Genomic DNA, 19,644 nt, shown 5'->3' on the forward strand with positions numbered 1-19,644 from the left:
CGAAAAGGCGAGGCGCCTCCGTGGACGGCGCCTGCTTTCGCGACGATAATAACGGCGTTAATCTCTGTTTTCCGCGATTTGCGGTCCGCCACGCGTCACGATCCGATTTTCGCCCGGGGCGTGGGAGGCTAACGACATGTCCTGAATCGCTTTGCTGGCGGACAGGCGTTGGGAGGGCTCGAGCCGATGTCTGATGTGCCGTCGTTACGGAGCCTGCCGCTCTTCGCTTCGCTCGACGACGCAACGCTATACCGGTTGGGCCTCGACGCAAAAATCGAAAACTACGTCGACGGCGCCGTGATATTCCGCCAGGGAGATGCGGTTTCTGCGGTGATGGTGATCATGCAGGGGTTCGTCAAGCTGCTCAGAACGGCCTCCTGCGGCGACGAGACCCTGGTCTGCATCTGTTCGGGCGGGGCGAGCATCAGCGATCCGCCCACTGGTCCCAACGAAACCTTTCAGGTGTCCGCCGAAGCGGTCGGCGCGACTTCCGTCCTCAAGGTGCCGGCCGGGCGCTTCATGAGGATATTGTCGGAATCTCCGGCGCTGGCCGCCGCGGCGCTCAGCGACGCCAAACAGAGAATCGCGGCGCTGGTCGGCGAAATCGAGTCGCTCAAGGCCCAGAGCGCGGATCAACGACTGGCGCGATTCATTCTGTCGCATTGCCCGCCGAACGAGGAGCAATGCCGGTTCCGCTTGCCCTATGACAAGCGACTGGTGGCCGCGCAACTCGGGGTGACGCAGGAAACGCTGTCGCGCGCATTTGCGCGTCTGCGGGAGTTCGGCGTGCGGACCGAAACGCGCGACGTCTCGGTGGAGAGCGTCACGCGTCTCTGCCTGCAATATGACGAACTCGGCCGTTCCGGCCAGTTCCCGGCCCCGGGGTTCCGGCGCGCCGAAGACGGCTGCGATTGCGCGTGAGCGCAAAACGGAGGGCGGTCCGGTAGGACGCCTGCAGATCATCAAGGGGTAGAAGTGCCGAGCGCAGAAACGACGATTTACGTATGTACGGCCTGCAGGGGCAGGGAAGACATAAACGATCGGCCCGGCGAGGCTCTGCTGGGAGCGCTTCAGGACGCCCTGGCTGCGAAAGCGCAAGGGGGCGCCATCCGGATCGAAGCCGTCGAATGTCTTGCGGTATGCAAGCGGCCGGGAACCGTGGCTGTGGCGGGCGCGGGAAAATGGACCTATGTCATCGGCGATATCGATCCTGCGGCCAATGTCGCGGATCTGATCGCAGTGGCGGAAAACCATTCCGCAACGGAAAACGGCATAGTGGCCTGGAAGGATCGGCCGCCGTTTTTCAAGAAAGGCGTGGTGTCGCGCATCCCTCCGCTGGCGGTGAAGGACTAGGGCGTTGGAAACGCGTCAAAACAAAGGCTTGGAGCTTTTTCCTGTTTCCGGGAAACTCAAAAAGACTCCAGCGCGCTCGGTTTAGACGCAGTCGAACGCGCTCCAATTCTCATTGACGGAGCATGTTCTCTTCCAAAAACCGTTTCGCACTTTTTGGGAGCATGCACTGAAGGGCGAGGCGCATTCCGGCGGGCGACTTATCGAATTTCCGCGGAATGCGCCTTCAGGTCATTTTTTCTGCTTGTAGCGCTCGATCGCCGCCGAGATCATGCTGCGGGCTTCGTCGGCGTCTCCCCAGCCTGCGACCTCAGCCCATTTGCCGGGTTCGAGGTCCTTGTAGTGGACGAAGAAATGCTCGATCCGGCGCCAGGTCATTTCCTGCAGGTCGGTGTAGTTCTGTACGCTCTCATATCGATGCGTGAGTCGCGATACGGGCACGGCGACTATCTTTTCGTCCCCGCCGTGCTCGTCTCTCATGCGCAGAACGCCGATCGGGCGCACCGCGATGACCGCGCCGGGTGCGATGGGGCGCGTGTTGGCTACGAGCACGTCGCAAGGATCGCCGTCGTCCGACAGGGTATGAGGGATAAAGCCGTAGTTCCCTGGATAACGCATCGCCGTATAGAGGAAACGGTCGACGAACATCGCGCCGGAGGCTTTATCAAGCTCGTATTTGATGGGCTCGCCGCCTAGCGGCACTTCCACGACAACATTGACCTCATGCGGCGGGTTTGCGCCGATCGGGATAGCGTCGAGACGCATTTATGGCTCCGGAATGTAGAAGAATTACTATTCGGCGGGCGCCGAAACGAACCCGAACGCGACACGCGTCAACATATCCGAGCCGAAACGCTCCTCAGCCCGTCTGATCGACAGACCGCCGAGGCGCCGGTAGAAGGCGAGCGCCTTCTCGTTGTCGCCGAGCGCCCAGACTATTGTGGACAGATAACCGTGTTCCGCGAGTTCGCGGCGCGCCGCCTTGAACAGATCCCGGCCGAAACCGAGACCCTGATGTTCTGGCATGAGATATATTTCAAATATCTCACCGGAGTAAGGCATGGACGGCACGCGATTGCGTCCATAGGTCGCATAGCCGACGATCGTCTTGTCGAAATCCAGCACCAAAAGCCCCGTGCCTTTGATGATGGCCGAATGCCACCAGCGGGGCCCGCGCCGCGCGATCATGCGTTCGAGTTCGACCGCAGGGATCACGCCGCGATAGGCGTCGCGCCAAGATGCGTCATGCACCTTGGCGATCGCCTCGGCGTCCCCGGGGCGCGCGTGCCGGATGGAGAAGACTGTCTTGACCATTGTTGGATGTTAGGTCTTGGAGCGAGGTTTCTGCAAGGCCTCATATGGTTTAAGACCGCAAAAATAATTTTGCCGCGCGCTTGACCCGGGAACGCCCCATTCGGCGCCTCAGCTCAGCCAGTGCATCGAAGCGCCGACGAGCAGGACGACGCCGATGAAGGCCCGGTAGGCCACGAAGGGCCAGGCCGAAAAGCGCTCCAGAATGTGCATCAGGCTCCAGATCGCGGCGAAGGCCGAGATCGAAGCGATGACCAGCCCCACCGCAAGCACCGACCAGCCGTGGGCGTCGAGGTGCGCCTTCGCCAGCTTGAACAGTTCATATACGCCGCCGCCGGCGATGGCCGGCAGCCCGAGGAGGAAAGAAAACCGGGCGGCTTCCTCGCGCTTGAGATCGAGAAACAGCGCCGCGGTCAAAGTCGAGCCCGACCGCGAGACGCCGGGGATCAGGGCGCCGGTCTGCGCCAGGCCCACGATCAGCGCGTCCTTGAGAGAGATGTGCTCCAACGAGCGGGTGTGATTGCAATAGAGCTCGGCCAGGGCGAGGAGCGCGGCCATGACGATGCAGGCGATGCCGATCACCGGGAGGGTGCGCAAGGGCGAACCGCAGGCGTTCAGCGTGTGCGACAGTGCGAGGCCGCCGAGCACCACGGGCAAGGACGCCAGGGCGATCCAGACCGCGAAACGAAAGGTCCAGTCATTGAAGTCGCGGCGCTTGACCGCGTCGATGGTTCCAAAGACCAGTCCGCGCACGTCGCTCCAGAAATAGGTCACGACGGCGGCGAGGGCGGCGAGCTGCATGGCCGCCGAAAAGGCCGAGCCGGGGTCGTTCCAGCCGAACAGCGCAGGCACGATCCGCATATGCGCCGTCGAGGAAATCGGAAGCAGTTCGGAGATTCCCTGCACGACGCCGAGAACCGCAACCTTCATGTAGCCGAGGTCGACGAAGCCGGTGTCGAGACCCTGAGTGCAAGCGCTCGCCATATTGATTTTCCTGCCGCGGTTGGACGTCCTTCAGGCGCAACGAATCGCCGAGGATGCTTAACAAAGCCTTGTCTCAGACCCCGGCCCCTACCGCAATCGACCTTGCCGGGAGCGCGTTTTTTTCTGGCCGGCCTGATATTCATCGCCTTGGAGACGCCGCAGTGCTTCTTTCTATTTGCCGGGAAGACGCGCCCGAATCGCGGATTCGGCGAGAAACTACGACCCTGGGAAACGAAATGGATAAAAAGATCATCGGCTTGATGGGAGCGGTCGCCGCTCTCGCGCCCGCTGCAGCGGCGCAGGCCGCCACGGTTCGAGACGTGGCGCAGCTCATGCGTGCAAATTCTTACGCCGAGTTGTTGGCGCCCATCCCCAACGCGGCAGCCGTGCTCAAAGCGGCCGACGAGCTGGCCGCGGGCAACCGGGCGTCAGAGGGCCCGCGCCCCGAGGTCGCGCAATGGTGGGGCGCCGAGCCGCAATACCACCACCATCATCATCACCACCACCATCACTATCGCTATCGGGACAGGGACGAGTATTCAGATCCCTATTACCATCATCACCATCATCACCATCATCACCACCACCACAATTATTATTATAACCCTTACCCCTACTGAGAGCCCTCGCTCCCGGAAATGTCGTCAGGAGCATCGGAAGGCCTCGCTTCCGATGCGCTCGGCGCCTCGTGCATCGGACAGCGCGACGGCAGCTTGCGCGCCGCGCCGTAGAGACGGCGATAGGTGGCGTCGAACACCGTATTCGAAGCGGACAGCCATGTGCTGTCCGCGCCGAGCGTGGCGCGGCTTTCGTAAATGCGGCGCGATTGCAGCTCTCTTTCGGCGGCTTCCTCTTCGCTCATCGGAACCAGCTCGAATTCCGATTCCTCGGGAATCGCCACGATCTGGGCCATTGGTTCTCCCGGCCGGAAAATATGGAAGCGCCCCTCCGGCGGCGCCTTGAAGACCATGAAGAACATCATCGGCCACCAGTTGCGCAGCAGGGCCGGAACGGCGAGCGGCGTCGTATCGGTGGGGTCGGTGAAGAAACGTGGATGGGGTTCGATCTTGAGGGCGAGGCCGGGCTCGACCTTCAGATCGAGCAGCAACTGGTAGGTGTAATAGGCGTCGCCGCCGAACGGCCTGAAGGGCGGCCACTGGCGATCGCCATCCGGCGGCGGCCCGAAATCGCCTTCGAAATGCAGGCGCCCTTCCTTGACGCCGACGCGCAGTTCATTGTCGTAAGGATAGAATATCTCGATCCCATATTGCGCGGCCTCGCTGAAGGGCGTGCAATGCCAGGGATGTTCGCGCGAGCCGTCGGCGCGCGGCTCGGCTTCGCCGGACCAGCCCGGAATCTGCATTTTGGTGCGGCGCGGCCGCAGCCGCGGATCGGTCATGCGGTATTTGACGCGGTGCATCGGCGTCTCTCCCCGAACCCTGCGCCTTGAAAAGGGTCGGCGGCGGCGCTCGGGTCCTTGTTTGATCGTGTTTTCTTCAAGCGAAGCGGCATCCGCTTCGCTTGAAAACACTTTCGCTGGCGCCGCCGGCCGCGATCTTACTGGACGCTTCGCTCGATTATATGGGCGAGATCCGTCATGATGGCGTTGAGGTCGAAATTTTTGGGCGTGTAGACCGCTGCGACGCCGCTGTCGCGCAGCAGCTTTTCATCCGCGGGCGGAATGATGCCGCCGACCACGAGCGGAACCCCGTCGAGCCCTTCCTCTTTCATCAGCCGCATCACCTCATGGGCGAGCGTCACATGAGAGCCGGAAAGGATCGAGAGGCCGACGCAATGCGCGCCCTCTTTCTTGGCGGTGTCCACCAGCTCCTTGGGCGTCGAGCGGATGCCGGCGTAGATGACGTCGAAGCCGGCGTCGCGCGCGCGGACCGCGATCTGCTCGGCCCCGTTGGAGTGGCCGTCGAGGCCGGGCTTGCCGACCAGGAACTTGGCGCGCTTGCCGATCTTCTGCGAGACGCGCTCCACTTCGCCGCGCACCGTATCGAGCTGGCCGCCGACCTGACGGGCGGTCGAGGAAACGCCGGTGGGCGCGCGGTATTCGCCGAACACGCCGCGCAGCACGCCGCCCCATTCGCCGGTCGTGACGCCGGCCCTGGCCGCCGCGATGGAGGGCTCCACCATGTTGCGGCCTTCCTTGGCCGCGCGGGAGAGTTCTTCCAGCGCCGCCTGCGCCGCCTTGGCGTCGCGCTGGGCGCGCCAGGCCTGCAGCCGGGCGATCTGCTCGGCTTCCACATGCTCCGGCACCACCATGATGGCGTCGCCGCTGGAGGCGAGCGGCGACGGTTCGGTGGAGGTGAATTTATTGACGCCGACGACGATCTGCTCGCCGGCCTCGATCGATTCGAGACGCGCGGTGTTGGACTCGACCAGCTTCGATTTCATGTAGCCGATCTCGACCGCCGCCGCGGCGCCGCCGAGCTCGTCGATCTTCTTCAATTCGGCCAGAGCCTCTTCCTTCAGCTCGGCGACCTTGCGGGCGATCTCGGGATTGCCGTCGAAGATGTCGCCATATTCCAGAAGGTCGGTCTCATAGGCCATGATCTGCTGCATGCGCAGCGACCATTGCTGGTCGAAGGGGCGGGGCAGGCCGAGCGCCTCGTTCCAGGCCGGCAGCTGCACCGCGCGGGCGCGGGCGTTCTTTGAGAGCACCACCGCCAGCATCTCGATCAGGATGCGATAGACGTTGTTTTCCGGCTGCTGTTCGGTGAGGCCGAGCGAATTGACCTGCACGCCATAGCGGAAGCGGCGCAGCTTTTCGTCCTTCACGCCATAGCGTTGCTCAGTGATCTCGTTCCAGAGCTCGACAAAGGCGCGCATCTTCGAGAGTTCGGTGACGAAGCGCATGCCGGCGTTGACGAAGAAGGAGATGCGCCCGACCACCTGGCCGAAGTCCTCATCCGAGAGGCCCGAGGCCTTCACGCCGTCGAGGATCGCCACGGCGGTCGCCAGAGCATAGGCGAGCTCCTGCGCCGGCGTCGCGCCCGCCTCCTGCAGATGGTAGGAGCAGACGTTCATCGGGTTGAACTTGGGGCATTCCTTCGTGGCGAAGAGAATGAGGTCCTGCGTCAGGCGCAGCGACTGCTTCGGCGGGAAAACATAAGACCCGCGCGAGAGATATTCCTTGATGATGTCGTTCTGGGTCGTGCCCTGGAGCTTGGCGCGCGGCGCGCCCTGCTCCTCGGCGGCGGCGATATAGAGCGCCATCAGCCACACCGCGGTGGCGTTGATGGTCATCGAGGTGTTCATCTCGGCCAGCGGAATGCCGTCGAACAAAGTGCGCATGTCGCCGAGATGCGAGACCGGAACGCCGACCTTGCCGACTTCGCCGCGGGAAAGCAGGTGGTCGCTGTCGTAGCCGGTCTGGGTCGGCAGGTCGAAGGCGATCGAAAGCCCGGTCTGCCCCTTGGCGAGATTGGAGCGGTAAAGCCGGTTGGACGCCTCGGCGGTGGAATGGCCGGCGTAGGTGCGGAACATCCAGGGTTTATCGCGGCGGGGCGTAGCAGCGTCGGTCATATGGTTCGATCCTCCCGATTTTGCGATAGCACAGGAAAGCCGCGGCGCAAAAGCTGTGGCCGAGCCTCTCGCGCCGCGAATCGGGTGTAGAAAAACCCTGCGAGGGCGCTGTGTCTCTCCTTCGCGGCTATCGAATATTCGTCAGCCCCGTCAGGGCCAGGCTTCGGGGGAATCGGATGATGGGAAGAAGCCTGTGAACGCGGGGCTCCCCACCCCTCCCCGCAAGGGGCTAAGGGAGTCACACATCTCCAGGAGACCGTCATGGCCGGGCTTGTCCCGGCCATCCACGCCGGGACGTTGAGGTTTTGTCCGAGGATACGCGCGATTTCGCCGGGTAGAGCGAACGTCTTGGCCCCACTTTGGTCGCTGGCTCGGACATGGAAGCATCCCGCGCAAAACATCAGAAAGCCGGCAGATCGCGAGGCAAATTCCGAAGATGTCGCCGTCGTTTGGCGCGGATGGCCGGGACAAGCCCGGCCAAGACGGCCTCCTGGAAATCTGTGACTCCCTCAGCCCGTCAAGGGGAGGGATAGCGCCCTTCGCCCAATTGCGCCGCTGACCCCAACATCCGCTTGCAAAGACGTCTTGGCGCTGGCATATGTGCCCCATCGCGACCTCGCCGTTCGCGATTTGGAGACGTGGCCGAGAGGCTGAAGGCGACGGTTTGCTAAATCGTTATAGGGGAAACCCTATCGTGGGTTCGAATCCCACCGTCTCCGCCATCCCCTAGTTTTTCCGTTGTCTCCGTGGGCAGGTGCTCGGTAATCCCAAGCGGGTGGATGTGCTCTAGGCGGCCGTCGACGCCAATGATGCGGTCGCCGCCAAGGTCTCGCCATTGTGCGGGATTGACATGAGGTGCTGGGCCTGTCCTTGCGCGCCAGCGGCCAAACAGTGATATGGGCATTAAGGTGCCCCGCGGCGGCATCTGGGCCGCGCAATCGGTTTAAAACATGCTTTTTCAGGGAGGCATAAACATTCCCCTGGAGTGCTTCCCCGGATTGACCGACGATCTCAACCGGGGGAATAAAAAGCTCCTGCTATGGCGTTAGGCTTCAAGAGTAGAAAGTTCCTTCCACAGATGGTTAGCTGTTGGGAAAAGTTTGCCTCCGCCGTGTTTTTTAAGCAATCTTGCAACTATATCGGCGTCTGCCGTATTGATTTGCGTGCAGGTTGGCAACGAAATTCTCAGATCGCGCTTGAGCGCGGCAAGCGTTCGTTTGCACAAAACCACCCCCTTTTCTGGAATTAGAAAAGCCGTTTCCATTCCGTTTATGTAAAGCTTGCTATTCGGCATATAGAAGTCAATGAAAGTGGAGGGCCATTGGCGTACATCAGCCTCGGGCCACCCGTTATAAATATTCTCCCGAGGCCATTGCTCTATCTCAGTTCTCTGCTGCTCATGCTTGACTGCAACAGTTTTGCGGACTTCCTCGGCGTCTTGCTCGGGGACCAACTTACTAGAGAATGTGAACCCGACTCCATCGAACGCTTCGGGATTAGGGCCCAGACTCATAACCAATAGCTGACAGTGGCAGCGAGGCAAACGGCGGCGAGGAAATTGACGGCGTTTCTGTCGTAGCGCGTCGCCACGCGTCTAAAATCCTTTAAACGGCAGAACATGCGCTCGATGGCGTTGCGGTTTCGATAGAGGAGCGGCGAAAAGCAGTTCTTCCATTTGCGGTTGGCCTTGGGCGGAATATTCGGCAGTGCGCCGCCGTCCTCGATCCTACGGCGGATGGCGTTGCTGTCGTATCCCTTGTCGCCGTGGAGGACTTCGCAAGGCGGAAGATGGGCAAGAAGTTCCGCGCCCGCTGTGCAATCGGCGACGTTTCCGGCTGTGAGCATGAAAGCTATGGGTCGACATTGCGCGTCGGTCAGCGCGTGGATTTTCGTTGTGCGTCCACCGCGCGAGCGGCCGATGGCCTGATTTTTCTCCCCCCTTTGCCGCCGCTGGCCGAGCGATGCGCTTTCACCGCCGAGGAGTCGATGAGAACTTCCGTCGGCGGCCCGCCGGCTTGAGCGAGTGCATGGAACAAGTCGACCCAGACGCCCTTGGCGGCCCAACGGACATAGCGATTATAAAGTGTCTTTTTGGGCCCGTATTCCGGCGGTGCGTCGACCCAGCGCCCGCCGGATTTGAGCACTTGGACGATGCCGCTGATGACCCTGCGGTCGTCGACCCGCGCCTTGCCGCGCGTGTCAGTGGGAAGATGTGGCGCAATCTTCGAAAACTGCGCATCTGTCAGCCAGAATTGATCGCGAATCATCGGCGCTTCCTTTCGGAAGCCCTGAATCACAACCCGCTCTTTACGCCAAGCACTTTATGGGTCTGGACCCTAGAACGAACAAGGTCGAGCAAAGAGCCGGAGCGAACGGCAACTGCAGGAATTGCGGCTCCTCTTGGAGGCTCCCACCGCTGATAAGCATCTGCTAACGCGCCCTTATCAACCCGAGGTGCTGATTCATAAAGCTGACAGAACCACTTTTTTGTGCTGCGCCAGTTAGCATCGTCGGGGGAGTAAAACGTGCCTGCCTCAATCAGACGGGCTTGATGCCGATCATTACCGATGCCGTTTGCAGTCGCATTGGCTGAGGACACTATAGCTCCAGCGCTCGAAATATATACCTTGGCGTGAAGCCCGTTGATATAGCGTAGTTTTTCATTGCCGGGCGCTCCCAATCGTTTTAGTTCGGGAGGAAATGTCCCGCCCATGGACAGATCACAAATAATCTCGGCCTGCACTTTATCTCTCAGAAGTTCAGCCGAGCCGTCTCCTAAAAAGGCCACGGCACATTGTATTTCGGTGCCTGACAGGACAAGTCTAATTCGTGCACTGAGGTCCTTCTCTGTAATGAACTCGGCCAACGTCAGTCCTCCCGTTTGTGTAATGAGCTTCTTCAGGGCGCAGGCAGACAGAGGACCACTTTTAGTAGGTTAAAGTTGCCGTCTCCTGCAGAAAACCCTTTTTAATCGGCGCCCATGATGTGCCGCCGATGATAATCAAGATACCGCCGCAACGAAGCCCCCATTCACTTCGTCAGCCTCAGACTGATCATCGAGCCGAACATATTGCTGACCGCCGCCGAAATCTCGTTCGGCAGATTGGCCTGGAAATAATTGCCGGGCGTCGAGGCGCAGTTCGAGAGGTTGGTCGCGACGAGAGGCGAAAGCGTATTTTTGATGTAATTCAGCCGTGTGTTGTAGCTCGGGTCGACATTGTTCGGGATGACATAGGTCGTCTGAAGGGTCATCAATGTGTAGCCCTTTGATTTTATTGCCGAGCAGGCGGACGCGTTGAAGGCCTCGAAGGTGACGCCGTAGCCGTCGGTCAGATGCACCGGGTCCAGGACGAAATTGCTGTCGTTGCCCCAGTTGAAACTGCCGTCGAGCCATTCGTCGTCCTGCACGCCGTCGGTCGCCAGCATGACCACGCCGCGCGGGGCCGAGGACGTCAGGCCGTTCCCGGTCTGCGAGAGCTGCGCGTTGAGCTGGCCCAGCGCATAGGTGCTGTCGGTTCCTCCCCCGAAAGGGTCGCCGGTGATGTCGAGCTGGTTCACCGCCGCGATCGCGCCCGAAAGCACGCTCGACAGCGGAAATATGTTCTTGAGGCTGTTGCTGAACGTATAGATGGCGACGCGCGTCGTTCCATCCTGCGGAATGCTCGCCAGCGACGCCGCGAGGGCCGTTTTCACGACATCGATTCGCAGCGTTGCGCCCGAGGCGCGCGCCGCCGGCAGGGTGCTGTTGAGGTAATGGCAAGCCAGCTGACATCCGATTGCATTGAAGAGGGTCTGCTGATCCGCGACGGTGGCGCCGATGCCCATCGAATCCGACACGTCGATCACGATATGGACGTCGGTGTATTGCTTGACGCTGAGGGTGGCGCTGGCGGCGCCCCCCAGAGTAATCGTCGGCAGTCCGATCATCCCCAGCATGGAGGTCGGGGCTTTGACCGAAAAGCTCAGGGCGCCGGTGATCAGCCCGCCGTTCAGCGTAATGCCGATGGTAGGGGGCGAGGCCGACGCGCCGGGAACGCTTCTGGCGTCCGCGAAAAAAATGTTCTGGGCGGCGACGACGCCGTCGCTGTTCCACTGGGAGACCCCCCCGTTTATGTCGGTGCGCGCCCTTTGCACGCCCGCGAGGACGGCGCTGTCCGCCGCCGCCTGGAGAACCGAGCGCCGCTTGGTCGCCTGGGCGTAGTCGATCGCTCCCGCCGTCATGAGCAGCAGAGGAAGGAAGGCCAGGGCGAAGAGAATGGCGACGCCGCCTTGTCTGTTTTCCAGAAATTGGCCCGGCAGGAGAGAGGGCTTCAGCGCGAAAGCCCTCTCCCCGGAGAGGGCGCGGCGGATTGCGTAGGCGATGGTCGACGTCACGGGTGAGGCCTTTTTCATCTTGCGTGGCGCTCGCTGGAGCCGGCGCGTGGGAGGGGTTCCGACTGCCGGGGACGGCGCGGCTCGGCCGGTTGATTTTCTTAGCTGTCGGGTCACGCGGAAAGATCGATCGCAGGCCTTTTGAGCTTTCGAGGAGATTTATTCGAGCGCTTCTGAAATATTTGGTGAATTGTCGGGCTAGAATTCGAGCGACGGAGCCCGTTTCAGGGCGCCGGCGCAAAGGGGGGCGGCTCCAAAGCGACGGTCCAAAGCCAGGGCTCCGGATCCAGGTTAGGCCACAAACTCATAAAGGGGATTCCGTTTTCAAGCGAATAGTGATTCAAGCTCCTTGGAGGAGCGAGAATGAGCCAGCGCCGGTATGAACTTTCGGATTTCGAGTGGTCGATCATTGCGCCGCTATTGCCGAACAAGCCGCGCGGGGTTGCTCGCGCGGACGACCGCAAAGTGCTGAACGGCATCTATTGGCGGCTGCGAACGGGATCGCCCTGGGCCGATATTCCCGAACGCTACGGACCAGCGACGACCTGCTACAACCGCTTCGTGCGCTGGCGCAGGCTTGGCGTCTGGGACCGCATCTTCGAGGCGGTCTCCAAGGCCTATGACGGCGATTTGCAAATGATCGATTCTTCCTCCATCCGGGTGCATCAGCATGGCGCCAACGGTAAAAAGGGGGCGAAGGCGAAACGCCGGCCGCCGTTGGGAACCTCTCTGCAAGCCGATGCATGGGGCGCTCGCGCGGCGGACTGACAACGAAGATTCATGCGCTTGTCGACGCCAATGGCCTACCGATCGCCCTGAAGCTCACGGAAGGCCAGGCTCACGATGGCAAGAGCGCCGCAGACATGCTGGGAGGCCTTGGCGATGGCCAAATTCTGCTCGCTGACCGCGCTTATGACAGCGATGCCCTACGAAGCTCTCTCGAGGAAAGAGGCGCTTGGGCCAACATCAAGCCCATGCCGGGGCGGGTTAATGTCCCAGCCTTCAGCCCCTTCCTTTATCGATACCGCAATCTCGTCGAGCGCTTCTTCAACAAGCTCAAACACTTCAGGGCTGTAGCGACGCGCTTCGAAAAGCACGACGCTAACTACCTCGCTCTCGCCAAACTCGCCGCAGTCAAAATCTGGATAAGATTTATGAGTCGGTGACCTAGCGCGTCGCGGCTTCATCGGCGGCGGTCTATCAGGCTCGGCGCTCCTGACCGGATCGATCGCGAAATGTCTGACGACGGCCATGTTTTTAGCGCCGTGGCCTTTGCGCAGGAGGGACTGGTCGTCGGCGAAGACCACGTCGAGCACCCAATGTAACCTCGATGGACCAATGGTCGCGAACGGCCTCCTACGCCGCCTTGGACGAAAGCAAAGCCGAGGAGATGTAGTACCGGGTCTCGAAACGGCGGCGGTCGGAGAGCTCGGCGCGCGACTGCACGCGGATGATCGTCGCGGCATGCGGCAGGCGCAGCTCGCCGGGGAAGCGCCAGCGAAAGCGCTTTCGACGAGCAAACTGCAACGGTTGCGCTCTTGCTATGGGCGTGGCTACGTCGTAAGTCCCGTGGACGAGTGATTCGCGCAGGGCGCAACCTTTCATGTCTGCGATTGTACAATCAGTGAAATTGGCCAGCTAAGCTGGCGTCGCGTAGGTCCCAAAGGTAAAGCTGAGCCTCGCAAGGATGCGTCGGCGTTATCTCGTGTTTTGTCGAGGGCGGGGCTTGGCTAGGCCGCGTTCCCTGGACATCCCAATGAAATCCATGTCGATCCGGCGGGCGGCTGTCGTTTCCGCTGCCTCTTGCGCCCTCGGTCCGAGCGCGACGACCGGAGGGCTGGCGCTTGAATTCCCGGTCTTCGACCGGCGAGCGCGGTCGAGACGTTGACGCTTTCGATACAAAATTTGTCGTAATAGGGCTTGGCGGAAGATCTACCGAACAACGGCGGGGCATTTCACGGCGCCCGCCCGTTGCGATCTTTCATCACCAAGCCGCCTGAGATTGCACAGCCCTGGGAGTCGCGAAGAGCATGTCGAAATTGGCTTCGTACGCGAGCATGATGCAGAGGATCCGCCCCCTCCAGGCGATGCCTAAGGTGTGGAACTATCTCAAGTATCGCACCCGGAAGCGGCACGCGGTGACAAGGGTGTCGCGCAGCGCTCCGCAGATCGCCTCGCTCTTGTTGACCAAGCGCTGCAATCTGACCTGCGACTTCTGTAACGTCGGCTCGTTCCTGCACGACGAGAACACCAAGTGGAAGAATCTCGAAGCCAACCTCGAGACGGTGAAGAAGATCTTCGAGAACCCGCTCTTCGACAACTGCCTGCTGGTCGACCTTCTGGGAGGCGAGCCTTTGCTGGTGAAGGAGCTGGCGCCGATCGTCTCCTTCCTCACGAAGCGGGGGCACCTGACCAACATCACCACCAATGGAACACGCCTGCTCCGGCACGTCGCCGAGTTGCGCGACGCCGGCATCTCCCGCATCTGTGTGTCGATCTACGAGGAGAACCGCGCCGTCATCGAGCGCGACCTGGCGCAGATCAACGCGATTTTTCCGGTCCACACATGCCTGATCCTCTTCCGCAAGGACGTCGAGAACGCGCCGGACGCGCTTATCGAGCGTGTGCGATACCTGCGCGACTCGGGCTGCCTGGACGTGCGCTTCTGGATGTACCGGCCTATCGGAGAGACGGCGAGCGAGGATGAGCTCCTGTTCGAGGACGACCCCTGCTATCTGTCGTTCAAGGCGCGCATGGATGAAGCGGTGCCCGGCTTCTGCTTCTGGCCGGCGGTCACCAAGCAGGGGCCGCTCAAGAAACTCTGCCCCCAGCTCTGGCAGCGCGTCGGCTGCGACATGTCCGGCCGGATGGCGGTGTGCTGCGGCACCGACATGCTGCTGCCGGGCCCCGAAGGAAATATCTTCGAGAGCGATCCCGACGTGGTCTACAACCACCCCATCCTGGTGCAGATGCGCGAGCAGCTCCTTGACCCGAATGCGGAGCCGCCGGAGATGTGCAAGACCTGCAACCTCCTGAGCGACCCGGGCTGGTAGCGCCAAGGCCAGTCAGCGTTTTGGGGCTGAGCGACAAGCCGTTCGGTTGAACGCCGAAAGGCCCCCAACTCGCCATTCGCCGCAATTTTGGGGCGATGCGGGGGCTTGGTCGCGAGGTCTTCATGAAGCTCTGTCGTTCGCCGCAATAAGGCGGGCCCTCGGCCGCGCAAGCATTGCACTCAGGCTTTGGGGGGCCTTTACTTAATCTTAAAGGCCGCGTCGTTAAGGGTTCTATCCGGCGTCCTATCGAGGGGGAACCCCGCTGCAAGGCTGGCTCGCAGCATGTCGGAGAGACGACGTTCGGCCGAAGTCGATGCCGAAATCGACCGGATCACGCCTATCCTGGGCTCCGCCAGGCGGAGATCGACTTTATGAAAGAGACGCCGAGCATTCTGCGCCCTAGCCCGCCGAAAGTCGTCGCTTGACGAAGGCTACGGCCCTCGCGCGAGCCGTCAGTGTTCGGGAACGCGTCTTAGAGGCTTCGTCGCCGGGCTATGTTTTGCGCTTGCTCCAGACGCATCCATTCTTACGCTTCCTCGCCGTGGGGGCGCTGAACACCGCCGTCGGTTATTGCCTCTTCTTGACCGCGCTCGCAATCATGCCGACGACCTTTTCAGCCATGGTCGTATCGACCGTTCTGTCGGTGCTTTTCAACTTCAAGACTACCGGCAGGATGGTTTTTGGCGTGCGCGACACGCGATTGCTGGCGCGCTTCGTTGGAGTTTATGGGGTCGTCTTCCTCTATAACTGGCTGGGCGTCGACATTTTGCAGGCGGCCGGCTTCCGTCCTTGGCTGGCCGGACTCATATTGCTGCCCGGCGGCGTCGTAATCGCCTATACGCTCAACAGCAGATTTGTCTTTAGAAGCGGCGCGTGAGCCGTCCGGTTGTGGGCTTGCTATTTTTGCTGGCCGGCGAGGGGCGTGTGGATCACATCTCTTCCACGCGCGTCCCACAAGTGCGAAAAGCTTAACCTCATGCTTCTTGGGCGCTGGCCGATGGGTTGATTGCGGCTATCCAAAACCTTTGGTGAAATCTCCCTGCTACAATTCGAGCCCGGCGGTCGCGCCGCAAATGTTCGGCGGGTGGCGCGGTGAGAGGCGACTCCATTGTCGCTGCGGCGGCGAAGGCCTATATTCCCCCGCGAACGCGCGAAGGTCGCGCTCGCGCCATGGCCAAATGCGCGGGCGGCGTTGAACTTCGGAACCCGGCGCGCCAAACGTAAAGAGAAAAAATGCCCTGGAGCGATCAAGGCGGACCGCGCAACCCAAACAACGATCCCTGGGGCCAAAAAGGCGGCGGCGGGCCGTGGGGCTCCGGCCCCGGCGGCGGCGGACCTCCGCCGGATCTGGAGGAACTCCTGCGCCGCAGCCAGGAGGGCCTGAAGCAGCTTCTGCCCTCCGGCTTCGGCGGGCGCGGCGCAGCCATCCTCGGGCTTTTGACCCTGCTCGCCTGGCTGCTTTCGGGCTTCTACACCGTCGGCCCCAATGAGATCGGCCTCAATCTCATCTTCGGCAAATACAGGGGCAAGACCCAGGCCGGCCTGAACTACAATCTTCCGGGCCCGATCGGTTCGGTGATCAAGCTCGCGGTGACGGACCGCAACGCCATCGAGATCGGCTTTCGCGAGGAGGGCGCGTCCGGGCGCAGGCGCAATCCGGCGCAGGCGCCGGAAGCGATCGAGGAAAGCCTGATGCTGACGGGCGACGAAAACATCGCCGACGTGAAATTCCGCGTCATCTGGCAGATAGACCCCGCCCATCCGGAAGACTTCGCCTTCAATATTTTCGAGCCGGCGCTGACGGTGAAGGCGGTGGCCGAGAGCGCCATGCGCGAGATCGTGGGCCAGTCCCAGATTCAAAAAATCCTGACCGCCGACCGCAAGCTGATCGAGCCCGCCTGCCAGCAGCTCATGCAAAAGGTGCTGGACAGCTACCACAGCGGCGTCCAGGTGGTTCAGGTGCTTCTGCTTTCGGTCGATCCCCCGGCCCAGGTCATCACCGCCTTCCGCGACGTGACCGCGGCGCAGCAGGACCTCCAGCGCCTCGGCAACGAAGCCGACGCCTACGCCAACAGCGTGGTGCCGGAAGCGCGCGGCGCGGCGGCCCGCATTCTCCAGGAGGCCGAAGCCTATCGCGAGCAGACCGTGGCCGAGGCGCGCGGCCAGGCGGCGCGCTTCGACCAGATCTACGAGCAGTATAAGCGCGCGCCGGCGCTGACCCGCCAGCGCCTCTACCTCGAGACCATGGAGCGCGTGCTCGGCGGCGCCGAAAAGGTCATCTTGGACGAACAGCAAAACGGCGTCGCGCCTTTCGTGCCGCTTCCCGCCTTCTCGCCGTTCCAGGGCGGAGCCCGCAAATGAAGTCCTTGCCTTTCTTTGTCCTGCTGGCGCTTCTCGCCGGCGTCGTGGTCGCGGGCGGCGCCGTCTTCACCGTCTCGCAGACCGAGCAGGCGATCGTCCTGCGGCTCGGCGAGCCGGTCGCCGGGCGCGGCCTGATCACCGAGCCGGGGCTGCACTTCAAGATCCCCTTCATCGAAAACGTGGTCTATCTCGACAGCCGCATTCTCTCCGCCGAAAGCCCCAATCTCGAGGTGCTCGCGTCGGACAACCAGCGGCTCGAGGTCGACAGTTTCGTGCGCTATAAAATCGCCGATCCGCTGCGCTTCTACCAGACCGTCGGAAGCGTGATCGGCGCCAACAACCAGCTCGCGTCGGTGCTGAATTCGGCCGTTCGCCGGGTGCTGAGCGAAGCCAACCAGCGCCAGATCGTGCGCGACGAGCGCGCCGACCTCATGCTCAAGATCAGGGATCAGGCCAATATCGAGGCGCACAAATTCGGCGTCGAAGTGATCGACGCGCGCATCAGGCGGGTCGATCTGCCGCAGCAGATCTCGGAAAAGGTCTATGGCCGCATGCAGACCGAACGCGCCCGCGAGGCCGCGGAATATCGGGCGCAGGGCTCCGAACAGGCCCAGAAGATCAGGGCCAAGGCCGACCGCGAGGTCATCGTGCTGAAGGCCGAGGCGCAGCGGCAGGCGGACCAGACCAAGGGTGAGGGCGACGCCGAGCGCAACCGCATATTCGCGGAGAGCTTCGGAAAGGACCCGGATTTCTTCGCCTTTTATCGGTCCATGCAGGCTTATGAGACCGCCTTCAAATCCGGCGACACCCGCTTTCTCATAGGTCCGCGCTCGGATTTCTTCCGTTTTTTTGGCGCGCCCGGGGGGCAGAAAGCCCCGGCGGGCGCGGCAGCCTCAGCGCCGGACGAGCCGGAAAAGAAACATTAACCCGCCAGCCTCGCCAAAAACATTGATATCGGCGTAGCAGGTGATGTACCGCTGCGAGTGGGGAGCACTCTGGGAGAAACATATGCCTTGCGTTGTTCGCGCCGCCTCCGCGGCCGTGATCACTGGATTGACCGCGGTTTTTCTGACCCTCGCGCCTGCGAGCGCGAAAGGCCCCGACTCCTTGGCCGATCTTTCGGCTCAGGTTTCCGATGCGGTCGTGAACATCTCCGCGACACAGACCGGCGAAACCAAGCATTCCAAAGGCGGCGAAGCGCAGCCTGGAATGCCCCCGGGAGGCGCCCCGTTCGATGATCTGTTCGAGGAGTTTTTCCGCCGCCGGCAGCAGGGGCAGGGGATGCCCGAGGCCCCGCGCCACAAGTCGAGCTCGCTTGGGTCCGGTTTCGTTATCGACCCCTCGGGAATCGTGATCACCAACAATCACGTCATCGCCGACGCCAATGAAGTGACGGTGATCTTCACCGACGGGCAGAAGCTCAAGGCCGAGCTGATCGGCAAGGATCAGAAGGTCGACGTCGCGGTGCTGCGCGTCAAGCCGGAGAAGCCGCTCAAGGCGGTGAAGTTCGGCGACAGCGACAAGGCGCGGGTGGGCGATTGGGTTCTCGCCGTCGGCAACCCCTTCGGTCTCGGCGGCTCGGTGACGGCGGGCATCGTCTCCGCCCGCAACCGCAACATCGACAGCGGCCCCTACGACAATTACATCCAGACCGACGCCTCCATCAACAAGGGCAATTCCGGCGGGCCGCTGTTCAATCTCGACGGCGAGGTCATCGGCATCAACACCGCGATCCTGTCGCCCTCGGGCGGCTCGGTGGGCATCGGCTTCGCGACGCCATCGAACACCGTCCAGCCGGTGATCGACCAGCTCCAGAAATACGGCGAGACCCGGCGCGGCTGGCTCGGCGTGCGCATCCAGAACGTCGATGACGCCATCGCCGAGAACCTCGGCCTCGGCGCGGTGCGCGGCGCGCTGGTTGCGGGCGTCGACGACCACGGGCCCGCCAAGCGTTCCGACATCAAGGCCGGCGACGTTATCGTCAAATTCGACGGCAAGCCGATCAAGGAATCGCGCGATCTGCCCAAGCTGGTCGCGGCCACTCCGGTCGGCAAGGATGTCGAGCTCGTGATCGTGCGCGGCGGCAAGGAGCAGACGAGAACGATCAAGCTCGGGCGGCTGGAGGACGGCGAGAAAGTCGCCTCTCGCGACGGCGGCGACCTCCATGACGGCGTCGACAAAACCGCGCCGCAGTCGGCGCTGGGCCTCGAGCTCTCCAAGCTTTCGGACGAGCTGCGCGCCCGCTTCCAGATCAAGGACACGGTCAAGGCCGGCGTCGTGATCACCTCGGTCGACCCGCGCTCCGACGCCGCCGAAAAGCGTCTCCAGCCCGGCGAAGTGCTGGTGGAGATCAATCAGGAAGCGGTTTCCGACCCCGGCGACGCGATCAAGAAGATCAAATCGCTAAAGGACGGCGGCAAGAAAACCGCTCTGCTGGTGGTGGCCAACGGCCGCGGCGACACCCATTTCGTGGCGTTGCCGATCGAGTGACCATCTGAGCGATATGATCCGGGTTCCAAGCGTATCCCGAATCGTTCAGGCGAAGGGCGCTTTCCCTCCCCTTGACGGGGAGGGTCGCCGCGTAGCGGCGGGGTGGGGTGATTTACGGGCCATGTTGCGCCTTTCATCCCCCCACCGCCCGCCTTGCGCGCTTTCCGCTCGAACGAAGTCGTTCGAGCGA

At 62.1% G+C, this 19,644-nt stretch carries 18 protein-coding genes, 1 tRNA gene and 1 pseudogene; 10 read left to right on the forward strand and 10 right to left on the reverse strand.

Annotated elements, in window-relative coordinates:
- Positions 1 to 186: 186 nt before the first annotated feature.
- Positions 187 to 921 carry a Crp/Fnr family transcriptional regulator gene (locus H2LOC_RS19225; RefSeq protein WP_136497131.1) on the forward strand — a complete coding sequence of 245 codons (735 nt, stop codon included), beginning with the start codon at positions 187 to 189 and terminating at the stop codon, positions 919 to 921.
- Positions 922 to 975: 54 nt separating this feature from the next.
- Complete coding sequence (locus H2LOC_RS19230) at positions 976 to 1,353, forward strand: DUF1636 family protein (protein WP_136497130.1); 378 nt, start codon at positions 976 to 978, stop codon at positions 1,351 to 1,353.
- 228 nt (positions 1,354 to 1,581) lie between these two features.
- On the opposite strand, the gene ppa is transcribed toward H2LOC_RS19230, so the two are convergent.
- From ppa to uppP, 3 genes are all read right to left on the reverse strand, one after another.
- Positions 1,582 to 2,115 carry an inorganic diphosphatase gene (gene ppa, locus H2LOC_RS19235; RefSeq protein WP_136497129.1) on the reverse strand — a complete coding sequence of 178 codons (534 nt, stop codon included), beginning with the start codon at positions 2,113 to 2,115 and terminating at the stop codon, positions 1,582 to 1,584.
- 27 nt (positions 2,116 to 2,142) lie between these two features.
- Entirely contained in the window at positions 2,143 to 2,664 is a 522-nt protein-coding gene (locus H2LOC_RS19240; RefSeq protein WP_136497128.1) for a GNAT family N-acetyltransferase, read from the reverse strand.
- A gap of 108 nt (positions 2,665 to 2,772) precedes the next feature.
- On the reverse strand, positions 2,773 to 3,645 hold the full coding sequence (gene uppP, locus H2LOC_RS19245) for an undecaprenyl-diphosphatase UppP (RefSeq protein WP_136497127.1): 873 nt from the start codon (positions 3,643 to 3,645) through the stop codon (positions 2,773 to 2,775).
- Between the two features lie 236 nt (positions 3,646 to 3,881).
- On the opposite strand from uppP, the gene H2LOC_RS19250 reads away from it, so the two are divergent.
- Entirely contained in the window at positions 3,882 to 4,265 is a 384-nt protein-coding gene (locus H2LOC_RS19250) for a hypothetical protein (RefSeq protein ID WP_136497126.1), read from the forward strand.
- On the opposite strand, the gene H2LOC_RS19255 is transcribed toward H2LOC_RS19250, so the two are convergent.
- Together H2LOC_RS19255 and H2LOC_RS19260 are read right to left on the reverse strand one after the other, a co-directional pair.
- Entirely contained in the window at positions 4,259 to 5,065 is an 807-nt protein-coding gene (locus tag H2LOC_RS19255; protein ID WP_246206902.1) for a hypothetical protein, read from the reverse strand. The genes H2LOC_RS19250 and H2LOC_RS19255 overlap by 7 nt on opposite strands.
- 137 nt (positions 5,066 to 5,202) lie before the next feature.
- Entirely contained in the window at positions 5,203 to 7,179 is a 1,977-nt protein-coding gene (locus H2LOC_RS19260) for a protein meaA (RefSeq protein WP_136497125.1), read from the reverse strand.
- 632 nt (positions 7,180 to 7,811) lie between these two features.
- On the opposite strand from H2LOC_RS19260, the gene H2LOC_RS19265 reads away from it, so the two are divergent.
- Positions 7,812 to 7,901: transfer RNA gene (locus tag H2LOC_RS19265), tRNA-Ser, on the forward strand.
- Positions 7,902 to 8,224: 323 nt separating this feature from the next.
- Here H2LOC_RS19265 and H2LOC_RS19270 read toward each other — a convergent pair.
- The 4 genes from H2LOC_RS19270 to H2LOC_RS19285 form a co-directional block, all read right to left on the reverse strand.
- The gene (locus tag H2LOC_RS19270) at positions 8,225 to 8,692 is read right to left on the reverse strand and encodes a hypothetical protein (RefSeq protein WP_136497124.1); all 468 of its coding nucleotides are present in this window, start codon (positions 8,690 to 8,692) and stop codon (positions 8,225 to 8,227) included.
- A protein-coding gene (locus H2LOC_RS19275; protein ID WP_425487302.1) for an IS5 family transposase occupies positions 8,689 to 9,446 on the reverse strand; the annotation gives its coding sequence in 2 pieces (ribosomal slippage) (positions 8,689 to 9,101 and positions 9,101 to 9,446; 759 coding nt in all). Before H2LOC_RS19275 ends, H2LOC_RS19270 begins: the two co-directional genes overlap by 4 nt.
- A gap of 26 nt (positions 9,447 to 9,472) precedes the next feature.
- Entirely contained in the window at positions 9,473 to 10,045 is a 573-nt protein-coding gene (locus tag H2LOC_RS19280) for a phospholipase D family protein (protein WP_136497123.1), read from the reverse strand.
- A 164-nt stretch (positions 10,046 to 10,209) separates the two neighbouring features.
- Entirely contained in the window at positions 10,210 to 11,571 is a 1,362-nt protein-coding gene (locus H2LOC_RS19285) for a VWA domain-containing protein (protein WP_154331729.1), read from the reverse strand.
- Between the two features lie 342 nt (positions 11,572 to 11,913).
- Between H2LOC_RS19285 and H2LOC_RS19290 the strand changes: the two genes are divergently transcribed.
- Positions 11,914 to 12,716, forward strand: a protein-coding gene (locus H2LOC_RS19290; protein ID WP_425487309.1) for an IS5 family transposase whose coding sequence is annotated in 2 segments (ribosomal slippage) — positions 11,914 to 12,240 and positions 12,243 to 12,716 — 801 coding nt in all. Because the reading frame shifts where the segments join, the coding sequence is not laid out codon by codon here.
- On the opposite strand, the pseudogene H2LOC_RS19295 reads toward H2LOC_RS19290, so the two are convergent.
- A pseudogene (locus tag H2LOC_RS19295) lies at positions 12,693 to 13,044 on the reverse strand (ISAs1 family transposase); the annotation flags it as partial. The gene H2LOC_RS19290 and the pseudogene H2LOC_RS19295 sit on opposite strands and share 24 nt — an antisense overlap.
- 536 nt (positions 13,045 to 13,580) lie before the next feature.
- On the opposite strand from H2LOC_RS19295, the gene H2LOC_RS19300 reads away from it, so the two are divergent.
- From H2LOC_RS19300 to H2LOC_RS19320, 5 genes are all read left to right on the forward strand, one after another.
- On the forward strand, positions 13,581 to 14,603 hold the full coding sequence (locus H2LOC_RS19300; RefSeq protein WP_136494305.1) for a radical SAM protein: 1,023 nt from the start codon (positions 13,581 to 13,583) through the stop codon (positions 14,601 to 14,603).
- Positions 14,604 to 15,108: 505 nt separating this feature from the next.
- Positions 15,109 to 15,480 (forward strand): GtrA family protein, encoded by a 372-nt coding sequence (locus H2LOC_RS19305; protein WP_162009804.1) that lies wholly within the window; start codon positions 15,109 to 15,111, stop codon positions 15,478 to 15,480.
- A 356-nt stretch (positions 15,481 to 15,836) separates the two neighbouring features.
- Entirely contained in the window at positions 15,837 to 16,964 is a 1,128-nt protein-coding gene (gene hflK, locus H2LOC_RS19310) for an FtsH protease activity modulator HflK (RefSeq protein ID WP_136494307.1), read from the forward strand.
- Entirely contained in the window at positions 16,961 to 17,890 is a 930-nt protein-coding gene (gene hflC / locus H2LOC_RS19315; RefSeq protein ID WP_154331730.1) for a protease modulator HflC, read from the forward strand. The genes hflK and hflC overlap by 4 nt, the downstream gene beginning before the upstream one ends.
- A gap of 82 nt (positions 17,891 to 17,972) precedes the next feature.
- Positions 17,973 to 19,454, forward strand: coding sequence for a Do family serine endopeptidase (locus H2LOC_RS19320; protein ID WP_154331731.1), 1,482 nt, complete (start codon positions 17,973 to 17,975; stop codon positions 19,452 to 19,454).
- Positions 19,455 to 19,644 lie beyond the last annotated feature (190 nt).

The organism is Methylocystis heyeri (genome assembly GCF_004802635.2).
Taxonomy (GTDB): Bacteria; Pseudomonadota; Alphaproteobacteria; order Rhizobiales; family Beijerinckiaceae; genus Methylocystis; species Methylocystis heyeri.